We start from the raw sequence: 13,948 nt of genomic DNA, 5'->3' as shown, positions 1-13,948 counted from the left end.
CCGGTTACATTTCGAACCCGGAAGCTAAGCCTCACAGCGCCGATGGTACTGCAGGGGGGACCCTGTGGGAGAGTAGGACGCCGCCGAACAATCATTGAGAAAACCCCCGCCCGGGTTCACTGGGCGGGGGTTTTCTGCGTTTCATGAGCGTTCTCCCGGACGCCCGTGCCGGCGCGCCCGAGATCGGATCAGAGGCGCCCCGCTGCCTTGAGAGCGAGGTAGGCGTCCGCAAGAGCCGGTGGGAGGTCTTCCGGGGGTGCGTCGACGACGGTGACGCCGTGACGGCGGAGCTGCTCGGCTGTCCGGTGACGCTCCGCCTGGGCCTGGGATGCCGCGGCGGCCTCGTACACGGCCTCGGTCGTTCCGCGGGCCTTCGCCATGCCGGCGATGTGCGGGTCCGCCACCGAGGCCACCAGGACGGTGTGGCGTTGCGTGAGCTGAGGGAGGACGGGGAGCAGGCCCTCCTCGACCGGTGCCGCGTCGAGGCTGGTCAGCAGGACGATCAGGGAGCGGCGGGACGTCACACGGAGGGCCGTGGCCGTGAGCCCGCGGGCGTCCGTCTCGATGAGCTGCGGTTCCACGCTGGCCATCGCGTTGACCAGTGAGGGAAGGACGTCACCGGCGGCACGGCCCTGGACGAGGGAGCGTACGCGGCGGTCGTAGGCGAGCAGGTCCACGCGGTCGCCGGCGCGGGATGCGAGGGCGGCGAGCAGGAGGGCCGCGTCCATGGAGGCGTCCAGTCGGGGGGCGTCGCCCACGCGGCCCGCCGATGTCCGGCCGGTGTCGAGGACCAGCAGGATGTGCCGGTCGCGTTCGGGGCGCCAGGTGCGTACGGCGACGGCGGACTGGCGGGCGGTGGCGCGCCAGTCGATCGAGCGGGTGTCGTCGCCGGGGACGTACTCGCGGAGGCTGTCGAACTCCGTTCCCTCTCCGCGGGTCAGCACGCTCATACGGCCGTCCAGTTCCCGCAGGCGGGCCAGCTTGGAGGGCAGGTGCTTGCGGCTGGTGAACGGGGGCAGGACGCGTACCGTCCAGGGGACCTGGTGGGTGCCCTGGCGGGCGAAGAGGCCGAGCGGGCCGTACGAGCGGATCGTGACCCGGTCCGCCCGGCGGTCGCCCCGGCGGGTCGGACGCAGACGCGTCATGACACGACGACGCTCCCCCGCGGGGACGGTGATGCGGTGGCGGGAGGCCGCCACCTCGCTGCCGGGCTGCCAGCTGCTGGGCGGCCAGGCGTCCCGGAGGCGGGCGCGCAGGGGGCGGTTGGAGGGGTTGGTGACGGTGAGGGTCACGTCCGCCGTCTCGCCCAGGCGTACCGAGGTGTCGCCGCTGCGGGTCAGTCCGAGGCGGCGTACGGGCGCAGCGAGGGCGAAGTCGCAGGCACAGGCCAGTGCCAGGGGGCCGTTCACCGCGAGGAGGCCCGTCCAGCCGGGCTCAAAGATGCCCACGGGAAGGGATCCCAGGGCCGCCAGGAGGGCGGCGCGTCCGGTGAGTGCCATCAGCGCGGGACGGGAACGTGGGTGAGGATCGCGTTGATGACCGAGTCGGCGGTCACGCCTTCCATCTCGGCCTCCGGGCGCATCTGGACGCGGTGGCGGAGGGTGGGGAGGGCGAGCGCCTTCACGTCGTCCGGTGTGACGTAGTCCCGGCCGGTCAGCCATGCCCAGGCGCGCGAGGTCGCGAGGAGGGCGGTGGCGCCGCGGGGCGAGACGCCGAGGGTGAGGGACGGCGACTCGCGGGTGGCCCGGCAGATATCCACCACGTAGGCGGTGATCTCGGGGGAGAGCGTCGTCTTGGCGACGGCGGCGCGGGCGGCTTCCAGGTCGGCGGCGTTCGCAACGGGGCGTACGCCGGCGGCGCGCAGGTCGCGCGGGTTGAAGCCCTCGGCGTGCCGGGTCAGGACGTCGATCTCGTCCTGGCGGGAGGGGAGGGGAATGGTCAGTTTGAGCAGGAAGCGGTCCAGCTGCGCTTCCGGGAGGGGGTACGTGCCCTCGTACTCGACCGGGTTCTGGGTCGCGGCGACCAGGAAGGGGTCCGGGAGCGGGCGGGGCGTGCCGTCGACCGTGACCTGACGCTCCTCCATGGCCTCCAGGAGGGACGACTGGGTCTTGGGCGGGGTGCGGTTGATCTCGTCCGCGAGGAGGAGGTTGGTGAAGACCGGGCCGGGCTGGAAGGAGAACTCGGCGGTGCGCGTGTCGTAGACGAGCGAACCGGTGACGTCGCTCGGCATCAGGTCGGGGGTGAACTGGACGCGCTTGGTGTCGAGGTCGAGCCCGGCTGCGAGGGCGCGTACGAGCAGCGTCTTGGCGACGCCGGGGACGCCCTCGAGCAGGACGTGACCGCGGCAGAGCAGGGCGACGACGAGGCCGGTGACTGCGGGGTCCTGGCCGACCACGGCTTTGGCGATCTCGGCGCGCAGGGCTTCCAGGGAGGCGCGGGCTGCGCCCGGATCCCCGGTGTGCCCGGCGTTGTCAGTGGTCGGGTCCATCATGGACGGCGTACCTCACTTTCGAGGGCGTCGAGTTGGTCGGCGAGGGCGATCAGTGCCGCGTCGTCGCCGGGTGGCGGGCCGAAGAGGAGGGGGTGCAGCGCCTGTCCGTCCCGGTGGTCGTGCAGGTGGGCGGCGAGGGCGGGCAGCAGGGCTTCGGGCGTGTGGGCCCGGGCGGGGGGGACGCCCACGAGGGGGGCGAGGCGCGTGCGGGTGGTGGAGCGCAGGGCGGCGGCCGCGCGGTCGCGGGCACCGGCCTTGCGGTAGAGGCGGGCGCGGCCTTCGACGGTCTCGGAGGCGCGGATCGCGACGGGGAGACGTTCGGGGACCAGGGGGCCGAGCCGGCGGGCTCGCCAGAGTGCGGCGAGGGCCGCGGCGACGAAGAGCTGCAGTGTGCCCCAGAGCCAGCCCGAGGGGAGCAGGTCGAAGAAGCTGCGCTCGCCGGTGTCGGCGAGGGCGTCGTCGGACAGCGAGGGGAGGTACCACACCACATGGGGGCGCGAACCGAGCAGCTGGAGCGCGAGCGAGGCGTTGCCGTGCTCGTCGAGGCGGTCGTTGAGGAGGATGTCGGGGGCGCCGAGGACGATGGTGTCGCCGTTCCCCTCGGGCGCCGGGAGGTGCACGAGACCGGGCAGCCCGTCGCTGGGGTAGCAGGCCCCGGCGTCCGGGGCGGTGACGTGGTAGCGCATGCCGCCGGTGTCGGCGGTGCCGGCACGCCGGGCGGCCGGCAGGGCGCAGGCGGGGGAGAGCGTCGAGTCGAAGCTGAGCGCGGCGTCCGCGCGGACGCCCGGGGCGAGGGTGCCGACGGAGGGGGCGCCAGGAGCGATCAGGACGGTACGGCCACCGGAGTTCTCCGCCGTCTCGTGGAGCCGCTCCTGCTGGCCCTCCGTCAGGAGGTCCGGGACGGCGATCAGCAGGGTGGTGTCGGGCCCGGCCGCGGTGCGCGCCTCGTCCAGGGTGGTGACCACGCGCGTGGACACGCCGCGGTCGCCGAGCAGTTCGGCGACCGCGCGGCTGCCGTACGGGTCCGCCGAACGCGGGTCGAGCATGCCGTGCTGGGAGGTGGAGCGGACCGAGGCGATCGCGACGGCCGCCGCCAGGAGGAGCAGCAGGGCGAGTACGACACCGCGCGCACGGGTCCACAGCCGGCGGGCGGTGGGCGAGACCGAGGTGGACGGGAGGGGGGCCTCGGTGGTCATTCGGCGGCTCCCCGGCGGGCGCTGTGGACCGTGCTGTGGGCGCTGCTCGTGAGCACGGGCTTGGTGCGTTCCAGGTCCTCGTCCAGGGCGGTGAGGCGGCGGTACGTCCCGTCGTCGGCGGATCTGCCGCCGTACGTGACGTCGTCGAAGTCCCGGGCGGCGGTGCGCAGTCGGTCGGCGTGGGCGGGGAGTACGCGGCCCGCCGCGGAGGCTGCCTCGTCGGCGGTGCGGCCGGGGCGTACGTCGAGCAGGGCGCGCTCCTCCAGGGAGCGGACGACGGCGCGCATGCGTTCCTGGACGGCCTGGTTCCAATGGCCGCGGGCCGCGTGTGCCTCGGCGGTCGTGCGGTGTTCGGCGGCGCTGCGGGGGCGGTCGTCGAAGAGCGCGGTGGACGAGGTGGGGAGGCGGCGCGGCGTGCCCAGGCGCCACCACAGGGCGCCCACGAGGGCGAGCGCGGCCACGATGACGACGACGAGGCCGAGCCCGCCGCCCGGGGTGGCGGCGGAGGCGGCGTCGAAGACCTTGCCCACCCAGTCCCAGAAGGCGTTCAGGGCGCGCTGGAACCAGCTGGGGTCGTTCTCGTGGTACATCCGCTTGGACAGCTCGCGCCGTGCGGCCTCCCGAGCGGGGTCGCGCGGGAGGGTGAGCGGCGGCTCGTCTTCGGACGCCGGCAGCGCCGACAGGACGGCGCCGCCGGTGGTCGGCAGAGGCCGTCCGGTCGGCGGAACCATGTGCGACAGCGCGGCGACGGCCGTGCTGAGAACTCCCCCCGGCACGGCGTCAGCTCCCCGGGGCGCCGGGCGTGTCGGTGCCGTGGGCCTGGACTCCGGCGGCGCGGGCCAGGTCGAGGTCGAGGGCCTCGCGGCGGATGCGCTGGTCGATGTAGAGCAGCACGGTGACGCCCGCGGTGATGGGGAACGTGATCATGGAACCGATCACCGAGCCGATGCCGCTGACGATGAGGAACGTCCAGTCGAGCGCACCGGTGCTGCCGCTGAGGAAGCCGGACATGCCGTCCCCGCTGAGCGCGGCGGCGAGGAAGGCGAACGGGATGACGATGATCGACGCCACGATGTAGGCGATGATCGTGGCCAGCAGCTGGATGCCGAACACCCGCCACCAGGAGCCGTGCACCAGCTTGGCCGAGCGGCTCATCGCCTTGGCGACGCCCTGCTTCTCGAGCATGAGGGCCGGCGAGGCGAGCGAGAAGCGGACCATCAGCCAGACGGCCACGACGAACCCGCCGAGTCCGCCGAGCACGGCGAGACCGGCGCCTGCCTCGGGTTGGCCACCCGCGGCGACGAGGATGCCGGGCAGGGTGCTCACGAAGACGATCCCGCCGGCGATGAGCGGCAGCAGCAGGGTCAGGCCCAGCAGCCTCAGTACCCGGGGGCGTGCCTCGCGCCACGCCTCCGCCGTCGTGACGGGCTTGCCGAGCACCGCCCGGCTGGTGACGGACGTGAGCAGGGCCGTCGCCACGATGGTGCCGAGCAGGGTGATCAGGACGATGACGGACGAACTGAGCATCGCGCTGCCCATGGCCTCGGCCAGTTCGTCGAGGGTGGCGCTGGGGTCGTTGAGGGCCTGCGATCCGGCCGAGTCGTCGAGGAGGTAGCCCTGGACCAGGAGGGCCGCGATCTCCGTGACGACCGCCACGGTCAGCGAGACGCCGAGGACCGTGCGCCAGTAGGTGCGCATGGTGGAGACCGCGCCGTCGAGGATCTCGCCGACGCCGAGCGGGCGCAGCGGGATGACACCGGGCTTCGCCGCGGGCGGGGGTCCTCCCCAGCCGCCGGGCCCTCCCCAGCCGCCCGGACCTCCCCAGCCTCCGTAGGGGCCTCCGCCCTGGCCGCCGTGGCCTCCCGGGCCGCCGGGCTGGTGGCCTCCCCAGCCCGGGCCGGGCGGAGGGGACGGCGGTGTCCGGCCGGGGCCCTGCGGGGCCGGAGCGGACCACTGACCGGGCGGGGGCTGGTCCTTGGACCACTTGGACGGCGGCTCCGGCTGGTTCGTGCCACCCTGGCCCAGCTGCTGCTGCGGGGGGTGTGCGCCGGCGGAGTCGGTCGGCTCCGGGCCGTCCGAGGGGGCGGATCCGGGCGAGGCCCAGCCCGGAGTGTCGTTCATCGTCGCTCCTTCACGGTGCCCGACCGCGGTCGCGGCGGTGGGTTGGCGCCCATCGTGCCACGACGTGCTCACAAGGGGACCGGGGGCGGTCTGGGCTGTACACCTTCAATTGTGTGCCCGGTACGGGGCAGACTGGGCGGATGGCTGATCAGTACGCGCGATACGGCGACGGCAACCGGCCGGCGGGCATCCCCGCGATCCGCTGGGACGAGCCCCCCGAGGGCCCCGTCCTGGTCCTCCTGGACCAGACCAGGCTGCCGGCCGAAGAGATCGAGCTGGTGTGCACGGACGCGCCCGCCCTGGTGGAGGCGATCCGTAGTCTGGCCGTGCGCGGGGCACCGTTGCTGGGCATCGCCGGGGCGTACGGTGTCGCGCTCGCCGCCGCGCGCGGCTTCGACGTGGAGGAGGCCGCGGCCGGGCTGGAGGGCGCACGGCCCACCGCGGTGAACCTCGCGGTGGGGGTGCGCCGGGCCCGGGCCGCGTACCGGGCGGCGCTCGCCGGGGGCGGGAGTCAGAAGCACGCCGCCGAGGCGGCGCTCGCCGAGGCGCGGGCGCTGCACCAGGAGGACGCCGAGGCGAGTGCGCGGATGGCCGGGCACGGACTCGCGCTGCTCGACGAGCTGCTGCCGGGGGGCGGGCACCGGGTGCTGACGCACTGCAACACCGGTGCGCTGGTGTCGGGCGGCGAGGGCACGGCCTTCGCGGTGGCGCTGGCCGCGCACCGCTTGGGGCGGCTGCGCCGGCTCTGGGTCGACGAGACGCGTCCGCTGCTGCAGGGGGCCCGTCTGACGGCGTACGAGGCGGCGCGCAACGGGATGGCGTACACCTTGCTCACCGACAGCGCGGCGGGCTCGCTGTTCGCGGCCGGGGAGGTGGACGCGGTGCTGGTCGGGGCCGACCGGATCGCGGCCGACGGCTCGGTGGCGAACAAGGTGGGGACGTACCCCCTTGCCGTGCTGGCCCGGTACCACCACGTGCCGTTCATCGTGGTGGCGCCGGTGACGACGCTGGACCTCGACACCCCGGACGGCGCGTCCATCGAGGTGGAGCAGCGGGCCGGGCACGAGGTGACGGAGATCGTGGCACCCCAGGTGCCGATGGCGGGAGTGGAGACGGGAGGTGGGATTCCGGTGGCGCCGCTGGGGACGCAGGCGTACAACCCGGCCTTCGACGTGACGCCACCGGAACTGGTGACGGCCATCGTCACCGAGGAGGGCGTCGTGTCGCCTGTGACGGGCGAGGCGCTTGCCGAGCTGTGTGACAGGTCACGCCAGGTAACGATTTAGCTAATGGGATGATGTCATTCATGAAGGGACGAGTCCTTGTCGTCGACGACGACACCGCACTGGCCGAGATGCTCGGCATTGTGCTGCGTGGTGAAGGTTTCGAGCCGTCTTTCGTAGCCGACGGCGACAAGGCCCTGGCCGCCTTCCGGGAAGCCAAACCCGATCTGGTGCTGCTGGACCTGATGCTGCCCGGCCGGGACGGCATCGAGGTGTGCCGCCTGATCAGGGCGGAGTCCGGAGTGCCGATCGTGATGCTCACGGCGAAGAGCGACACCGTCGACGTGGTGGTCGGCCTGGAGTCCGGGGCCGACGACTACATCGTCAAGCCGTTCAAGCCGAAGGAGCTCGTGGCGCGGATCCGGGCCAGACTCCGCCGGTCGGAGGAGCCGGCTCCGGAGCAGCTCGCCATCGGCGATCTGGTGATCGACGTGGCCGGTCACTCGGTGAAGCGGGACGGGCAGTCGATCGCGCTGACGCCGCTGGAGTTCGACCTGCTGGTCGCGCTGGCCCGCAAGCCGTGGCAGGTGTTTACCCGTGAGGTGCTGCTGGAGCAGGTCTGGGGCTACCGTCACGCGGCGGACACCCGGCTGGTCAACGTTCATGTGCAGCGGCTGCGCTCGAAGGTCGAGAAGGACCCCGAGCGGCCGGAGATCGTGGTGACCGTCCGTGGTGTCGGCTACAAGGCGGGGCCCAGCTGACATGTCCGGGGACAGTGCCGCTTCGGCGTCCGGCCAGCCGGAGCCCGGCTCGGAGCGGCCTGTCGGTCCGGGGACCGCGGGGTCACAGGCGTCCGAGGGGCCACACGAGCAGCCACAGAGCGCACGGAAGCCGGAGGAGCCGCAGGGGTCCGAGGGACCCCGCGGCTCCCGCTGGGGACGCTTCCTCGACAGCGGGCTGCTGGAGGGCGGGGTGCAGGGCAGCCCGGTCCTCAGGTTGTTCATACGCTGGGTGCGCCGTCCGCTGCTGCCCACGATGCGGTTGTGGCGGCGCAACATCCAGCTCAGGATCGTCGTCACGACCCTGCTGATGTCGCTCGGCGTGGTCCTGCTGCTGGGCTTCGTCGTCATCGGGCAGGTGCGCAACGGACTGCTCGACGCCAAGGTGAACGCGTCGCAGAGCCAGGCCACGGGCGGGTTCACGGCCGCGAGCCAGGAGGCCGACACCGCGGCGAACGCGGCCGGGAGCGAGTCGGCGGATCCGGACGGCGACTCGGTGCAGAACGTCGGTGAGTGGATGAGCAATCTCGTGCAGTCCCTCTCCAGCGGTGGCCAGGGCGCGTTCGACGTGGTGTCGCTCAGCTCGGCGGGCGCGGGCGGCGGCAGCGTGGGTTTCGGACCGCGTGCCTCGGGCGGAGTGGACTGGGACCGCAGTGTGCCGGTGGACCTCCGCGAGCGTGTGGACGACGGCACCGGCGCGGTGCAGAGCTATACGCGCGTGTCGTACACCAACGGCCGGGACTCCCAGCCCTCGCTGATCATCGGCAAGCAGGTCAATGACCCCAATGGCGACCCGTACCAGCTCTACTACCTCTTCCCGCTCACCCAGGAGGAGAGGTCGCTGAGCCTGGTCAAGGGGACGCTGGCGACGGCGGGTCTGTTCGTCACGGTGCTCCTCGGGGCCATCGCCTGGCTGGTGGTGCGGCAGGTCGTCACTCCCGTACGGATGGCGGCGGGGATCGCCGAGCGGTTGTCCGCGGGACGGCTGCAGGAACGGATGAAGGTCACCGGCGAGGACGACATCGCGCGGCTCGGCGAGGCCTTCAACAAGATGGCGCAGAACCTGCAGACCAAGATCCAGCAGTTGGAGGACCTGTCGCGGATGCAGCGGCGGTTCGTCTCCGACGTGTCGCACGAGCTGCGGACGCCGCTGACCACGGTCCGGATGGCCGCCGATGTCATCCATGAGGCGCGCGTCGACTTCGATCCGGTGACCGCGCGGTCGGCGGAGCTGCTCGCCGACCAGCTGGACCGGTTCGAGTCGCTGCTCGCGGACCTGCTGGAGATCAGCCGGTTCGACGCGGGCGCGGCGGCGCTGGAGGCGGAGCCGATCGACCTCAGGGAGGTCGTACGGCGGGTCGTCAGCGGGGCCGAGCCGCTCGCCGAGCGCAAGGGCACGCGGATCCGCGTGGCCGGCGACCAGCAGCCCGTCGTGGCCGAGGCGGACGCCCGGCGTGTGGAGCGGGTGCTGCGCAACCTCGTCGTCAACGCCGTGGAGCACGGCGAGGGCAAGGACGTCGTGGTCAGGCTGGCGGCGGCGGGCGGCGCGGTCGCGGTCGCGGTGCGCGACTACGGGGTGGGTCTCAAGCCGGGTGAGGCGACCCGGGTGTTCAGCCGTTTCTGGCGGGCGGACCCGGCACGCGCCCGTACCACCGGTGGTACGGGCCTGGGGCTGTCGATCGCCCTGGAGGACGCGCGGCTGCACGGAGGCTGGCTGCAGGCGTGGGGCGAGCCGGGCGGCGGGTCGCAGTTCCGGCTGACGCTGCCGCGCACCGCCGACGAGCCGCTGCGCGGGTCCCCGATCCCGCTGGAACCGAAGGACTCGCGGGGCAACCGCGGACTCGGCGAGGCGGGCCGGCCCTCCGGCGGCGGCAAGCTCGCCACCGTTCCGGTGCAGTCCGCCGGTGAGGACGCGCCCGCGAGGGCGGCCATAGGTCCCCGACCGGCCGGGACGGCCACCGCCGATCCGACGGCGCTGCCCGGAAACGGCGCGCGCGTGGTGCCCCGGCCCACCGGGAGTGCGCCCGTGCTCGACGGGGGCGCGGTGGACGGCGAGCGGGAGCAGGAGCGGGACCCGGAGCACTCGTCCCGGCCCGGGAACGGCTCGGACCAGTACGAACAAGGGGAGGCGTTCCGTGGGCGCTGATCGTGGGGGACGTGGCCGAAGGCGTCCGATACGTGTGGCGATGTGCGCCGGCGGTGCCGCCGTACTGCTGGCCGGATGTGCCTCGATGCCGGACAGCGGGGATCTGCGGGACGTCGAGTCCACGCCGCGGCAGGACGCGCAGGTCCGGGTCTTCGCCCTGCCGCCGTCCGACGACGCCCAGCCCTCCGAGATCATGCAGGGCTTCCTGGAGGCCCTCACCAGCGACGATCCGGATTACGAGACGGCACGCAAGTACCTGACCGGGGACGCGCTCGCGGAATGGCGGCCGGGTGCGTCGACGACGGTCCTCGCCGAAGGGCCGAACAGGCTTTCGGTGCCCTCGAGGACCCGTGAGGAGGGCGGCGACGTCGTGTTCCGGCTGACCGGACAGACCGTCGCCCGGGTGGACGCGCAGAACGCCTACGAACCCGCCGAGGGATCCTACAGCGAGACGGTGCACCTCACCCGGCTCGAGGACAGCAAGCAGTGGCGCATCGACCGGCTGCCGCAGGGCGTGGTGATGGGCAGGTCCGACTTCACGCGCACCTACGTGTCGGTCAACAAGTACTACTTCACCTCGTCCACGCAGCTCGGGCAGCTGGGGACCGTCGCCGACCCGATCTACGTGCGGCGGCAGGTGCATCCGGTGACCCAGATGGTGGAGTCGCTCCTGCAGGGCCCGACCCGCTGGCTGGATCCGGTGGCCAGGACCAGCTTCCCGTCGGGGACCGCGCTGCGGAAGGGCGTCGAGCCGCTGACGCCCGACGACCAGAACAAGCTGACCGTCCCGCTCAACGACAAGGCCGACCACGTGACGCGGGGCAAGTGCAACGAGATGGCGGCCCAGTTGCTTTTCACGCTCCGGGACCTGATGCCCACGGGGGTGGACGAGGTCGAGCTGCAGGGCTCGGGCGGGGCGCAGCTGTGCAGGCTCGACGAGGACCGTGCCGATGCCGTCGCCGCGCACGGCGCGGGGAACACCCCGGAGTTCGAGTACTTCATCGCCGACGACGATCGGCTCGTCCGCATGCCGGTCAGGGGCAGCGACCCGGTTCCCGAGGCGGTGCCCGGTGCCCTGGGTGACGGCGACATGAGTTTCCGCTCGGCCGCTGTCGCGCGCGACGAGGACCGGGCGGCCGGTGTGTCGCTCGACGGGAGCGACCTGTACGTCGGTTCGCTGGCCTCGGGCAGTTCGCTCGGGGAGCCGGTCGTGCACAGCGAGGGACAGACCGAGGGTGACCGGCTGACGACGCCCAGCTGGGACGGCCAGGACGGCCTGTGGGTCGCCGACCGTGACCCGGACGACCCCCGGCTGCTGATGCTGCCGGACGGCGCGGGCGAGCCGGTGGAGGTCACGACACCGGAGCTGGACGGCCGTATCGAGGCGGTGCGCGTGGCCGCGGACGGGGTGCGGATCGCGCTGATCGTGCAGCAGGCCGACGGCAAGCGGTCGTCGCTGCTCATCGGCCGGATCGAGCGGGAGTCCGGCGCGGACGGCGCGACGGACGTGTCGATCGTGGACCTGCGGTCGGTGGCGCCCCGGCTGGAGGAGGTCAGGGCCATGTCGTGGGCCGGTGACGGCCGGCTCGTGGTGGTGGGCCGTGAATCGGGCGGCGTGCAGCAGATGCGGTACGTGCAGGTCGACGGCTCGATGCCGGGCGGCCCGGAACTCGCGGCGCTCACGGGGGTGCAGGAGATCGCCGCGTCCGAGGACGAGAGCCTGCCGCTGGTGGCGCACTCGGAGGACGGGATCGTGCGGCTGTCCTCGGGCTCGCAGTGGCAGCAGGTGGTGGAGGACGGGACGGCGCCGGTCTATCCCGGGTAGTGCCGGAGCAGCGCGGGCGCGGGGTCCCGGCGGCCTCGGTCAGCGGGTGCGGCGCGGTGTGCGCTCGTGTGGGGGAAGGCCGTATGCGGGCACGGTCGGTCGTCCACAGGTGGTTGTCCACAGGGGTGGCCGGACGGCGTGGGCATCGGCACAGTGGTGGGCATGCGGGGGTGGTGGCAGGACCTCACTGACCTGGTGCTGCCGGCCGAGTGCGCGGGCTGCGGGAGGCCTCGCGCCCTGCTCTGCCCGGAGTGCCGGGACGCTGTCGGGCGTGCCGGACCACGCCGGGTCCGGCCGGTGCCGGAGCCGCCGGGCCTGCCCGTGGTGCATGCGGTGGCTCCGTACGCGGACGAGGTGCGGGCGCTGCTCCTCGCCCACAAGGAACGCGGCGCGCTGGGACTCGCGGCACCGCTCGGAACGGCTCTGGCGGGGGCCGTCAGGGCGGGCCTGCGCGGGACCGGGGCCGAGCAGGTGAACGGGCACGGGGCCGGGGCCGTACCGGATGGCGTGCGAGGCGTCGGGCCGGCACCGGCCGGGAGGCGGGACGCGACGGCCGTTCCGCCCGTGGCGCAAGGGGGAGCGGCCGTGCGGGAACCCGTCCTGCTCGTGCCCGTCCCTTCGTCGCGCGGGGCGGTACGGGCGCGGGGGCACGACCCGGCGCGGCGGATCGCGTTGGCCGCCGCGGGGGAGTTGCGGCGTACGGGTACGCCGGCCCGGGTGCTCGGCGTGCTGCGGCAGCGGCGGCCCGTGGCCGACCAGGCGGGTCTCGACTCCCGGCAGCGGCTGGAGAACCTCGCCGGTGCCCTGGCCGTGGCCGCCGGCGGCGGACGGCTGCTGGCGGGTGGCCGGATCGTGCTCGTCGACGACCTGATGACGACGGGGGCCTCGCTGGCGGAGGCGGCACGTGCACTGCGGGCGGCGCGTCGGGAAACAGCCGTGTACGACGGCATGGCGCGGGAAGGAAGAGCGCAATGGACGGCAGGGGTGACGACAGCGACGGAGGAGGAGCCGGTTTCCTCGAGAACGGGGGAGGCGTACCGGTCAGAAGGGGTACTGGGAAGAGCGAGCAGGGACACCGCCGGGGATGCGGTCCGGGCCGCTGTGGTCGCCGCTTCACCGGAGTCCTTCGAAATGAACCGGAACTGAACGGGGACGCACTGCGTTGCAGGTAATGAGAGGGGTAATTCACCTGAACGGAGGTACGCGGCAGTAGAGGGTGACGCCATCCGTCCCGGCGAGATATGTTCGGTTGTGAGGGAAAGGCGCGAGCCCTTCCCCGTATATCGGAATGCCGTACCGCGGGTTTCCCGCGAAGGCCCGTGCCGGCAGGCGAGGAAATCGCCGATGGCGGGAGGTGGACGTCACCGAGTCAGGGGTTCCGGAATATGCCGGAGCCTGGTGCACAAGGGAGATGCTCCGCCGGTGGAGCGGAGCGACATCCCGGAACGGAGTTCTGCGTGGACATCGTCGTCAAGGGCCGCAAGACCGAAGTGCCCGAGCGGTTCCGGAAGCACGTGGCCGACAAGCTGAAGCTGGAGAAGATCCAGAAGCTCGATGGCAAAGTGATCAGCCTGGACGTCGAGGTGTCCAAGGAGCCGAATCCCCGACAGGCCGACCGCTCGGACCGAGTGGAGATCACCCTCCGCACCCGCGGTCCGGTGATCCGCGCGGAGGCGGCGGCCAGCGATCCGTACGGGGCGCTCGACCTGGCGGCGGACAAGCTCGAGGCGCGGCTGCGCAAGCAGCATGACAAGCGCAACACCCGCCGCGGTACCCGGCGTCTCACGGCCGCCGAGGTCGCCGACCACGTCCCGGGCGTGGCGACGCTGGACGTGAACGGCGAGGCGGTCCGCGAGGAAGAGCCGGGCGATGTGCCCACCAAGAAGATCGGCTCGCTGGAAGTGCAGGGTGAAGGGCCCCTCGTCGTGCGCGAGAAGACGCACGTCGCCTCGCCCATGACCCTCGACCAGGCGCTCTACGAGATGGAGCTGGTCGGGCACGACTTCTATCTGTTCGTCGACTCCGAGACCAAGGAGCCGAGTGTCGTCTACCGGCGGCACGCCTACGACTACGGCGTCATCCACCTGAGCACGGACCCCATGGTGACCGAGGGGCAGTCGGCCTCCGGGGGCGACGCGCTCGGCGGCTGACCTGCCGGGTGACAGCC

Annotated in this window: 11 protein-coding genes and 1 rRNA gene; 7 read left to right on the top strand and 5 right to left on the bottom strand. The window is 72.9% G+C overall.

Features of this window, described 5'->3' with window-relative positions:
* Positions 1-89, top strand: a 5S ribosomal RNA gene (gene rrf / locus UW392_RS39240); the annotation flags it as partial.
* 99 nt (positions 90-188) lie between these two features.
* Here the strand turns inward: rrf and UW392_RS39235 are convergent.
* Genes UW392_RS39235 through UW392_RS39215 form a run of 5 tightly spaced genes read right to left on the bottom strand, consistent with a single transcriptional unit; the run spans position 189 to position 5,808 of the window.
* Positions 189-1,499, bottom strand: a complete 1,311-nt coding sequence (locus tag UW392_RS39235; protein WP_320780020.1) for a DUF58 domain-containing protein — start codon at positions 1,497-1,499, stop codon at positions 189-191.
* Entirely contained in the window at positions 1,499-2,488 is a 990-nt protein-coding gene (locus UW392_RS39230; protein WP_320780025.1) for a MoxR family ATPase, read from the bottom strand. Before UW392_RS39230 ends, UW392_RS39235 begins: the two co-directional genes overlap by 1 nt.
* Positions 2,488-3,687: a DUF4350 domain-containing protein gene (locus UW392_RS39225; protein ID WP_320780019.1), complete on the bottom strand. Its 1,200-nt coding sequence runs from the start codon at positions 3,685-3,687 to the stop codon at positions 2,488-2,490. The genes UW392_RS39230 and UW392_RS39225 overlap by 1 nt, the downstream gene beginning before the upstream one ends.
* Complete coding sequence (locus UW392_RS39220) at positions 3,684-4,418, bottom strand: DUF4129 domain-containing protein (protein ID WP_320780024.1); 735 nt, start codon at positions 4,416-4,418, stop codon at positions 3,684-3,686. Before UW392_RS39220 ends, UW392_RS39225 begins: the two co-directional genes overlap by 4 nt.
* A 49-nt stretch (positions 4,419-4,467) precedes the next feature.
* On the bottom strand, positions 4,468-5,808 hold the full coding sequence (locus UW392_RS39215) for a glycerophosphoryl diester phosphodiesterase membrane domain-containing protein (protein WP_320780018.1): 1,341 nt from the start codon (positions 5,806-5,808) through the stop codon (positions 4,468-4,470).
* Positions 5,809-5,948: 140 nt separating this feature from the next.
* On the opposite strand from UW392_RS39215, the gene mtnA reads away from it, so the two are divergent.
* The 6 genes from mtnA (at position 5,949) to hpf (ending at position 13,931) form a co-directional block, all read left to right on the top strand.
* On the top strand, positions 5,949-7,094 hold the full coding sequence (gene mtnA / locus UW392_RS39210) for an S-methyl-5-thioribose-1-phosphate isomerase (RefSeq protein WP_320780017.1): 1,146 nt from the start codon (positions 5,949-5,951) through the stop codon (positions 7,092-7,094).
* An 8-nt stretch (positions 7,095-7,102) separates the two neighbouring features.
* Entirely contained in the window at positions 7,103-7,792 is a 690-nt protein-coding gene (mtrA, locus tag UW392_RS39205) for a two-component system response regulator MtrA (RefSeq protein ID WP_187283109.1), read from the top strand.
* 1 nt (position 7,793) lies between these two features.
* A complete protein-coding gene (gene mtrB / locus UW392_RS39200; RefSeq protein ID WP_320780016.1) occupies positions 7,794-9,956 on the top strand; it encodes an MtrAB system histidine kinase MtrB in 2,163 nt (720 codons plus the stop codon).
* Between the two features lie 40 nt (positions 9,957-9,996).
* Positions 9,997-11,781 carry an LpqB family beta-propeller domain-containing protein gene (locus UW392_RS39195; RefSeq protein WP_320780023.1) on the top strand — a complete coding sequence of 595 codons (1,785 nt, stop codon included), beginning with the start codon at positions 9,997-9,999 and terminating at the stop codon, positions 11,779-11,781.
* 162 nt (positions 11,782-11,943) lie between these two features.
* On the top strand, positions 11,944-12,927 hold the full coding sequence (locus tag UW392_RS39190; protein ID WP_320780022.1) for a ComF family protein: 984 nt from the start codon (positions 11,944-11,946) through the stop codon (positions 12,925-12,927).
* Positions 12,928-13,238: 311 nt separating this feature from the next.
* Positions 13,239-13,931 (top strand): ribosome hibernation-promoting factor, HPF/YfiA family, encoded by a 693-nt coding sequence (gene hpf, locus UW392_RS39185; protein ID WP_414497013.1) that lies wholly within the window; start codon positions 13,239-13,241, stop codon positions 13,929-13,931.
* The last annotated feature ends 17 nt before the right edge of the window (positions 13,932-13,948 follow it).

The sequence above is a fragment of the Streptomyces sp. CRN 30 genome (assembly GCF_034105845.1).
This window is presented reverse-complemented; position numbering and strand designations above follow the sequence as displayed.

What these genes read in the sequence shown, in the direction of transcription:
- UW392_RS39190 (WP_320780022.1), top strand. Translation starts at nt 11,944, where the DNA reads ATGCGGGGGTGGTGGCAGGACCTCACTGACCTGGTGCTGCCGGCCGAG.
- mtrB (WP_320780016.1), top strand. Translation starts at nt 7,794, where the DNA reads ATGTCCGGGGACAGTGCCGCTTCGGCGTCCGGCCAGCCGGAGCCCGGC.
- UW392_RS39195 (WP_320780023.1), top strand. Translation starts at nt 9,997, where the DNA reads ATGTGCGCCGGCGGTGCCGCCGTACTGCTGGCCGGATGTGCCTCGATG.
- UW392_RS39215 (WP_320780018.1), bottom strand. Translation starts at nt 5,808, where the DNA reads ATGAACGACACTCCGGGCTGGGCCTCGCCCGGATCCGCCCCCTCGGAC.
- mtrA (WP_187283109.1), top strand. Translation starts at nt 7,103, where the DNA reads ATGATGTCATTCATGAAGGGACGAGTCCTTGTCGTCGACGACGACACC.
- mtnA (WP_320780017.1), top strand. Translation starts at nt 5,949, where the DNA reads ATGGCTGATCAGTACGCGCGATACGGCGACGGCAACCGGCCGGCGGGC.
- UW392_RS39235 (WP_320780020.1), bottom strand. Translation starts at nt 1,499, where the DNA reads ATGGCACTCACCGGACGCGCCGCCCTCCTGGCGGCCCTGGGATCCCTT.
- UW392_RS39220 (WP_320780024.1), bottom strand. Translation starts at nt 4,418, where the DNA reads ATGGTTCCGCCGACCGGACGGCCTCTGCCGACCACCGGCGGCGCCGTC.
- UW392_RS39225 (WP_320780019.1), bottom strand. Translation starts at nt 3,687, where the DNA reads ATGACCACCGAGGCCCCCCTCCCGTCCACCTCGGTCTCGCCCACCGCC.
- UW392_RS39230 (WP_320780025.1), bottom strand. Translation starts at nt 2,488, where the DNA reads ATGGACCCGACCACTGACAACGCCGGGCACACCGGGGATCCGGGCGCA.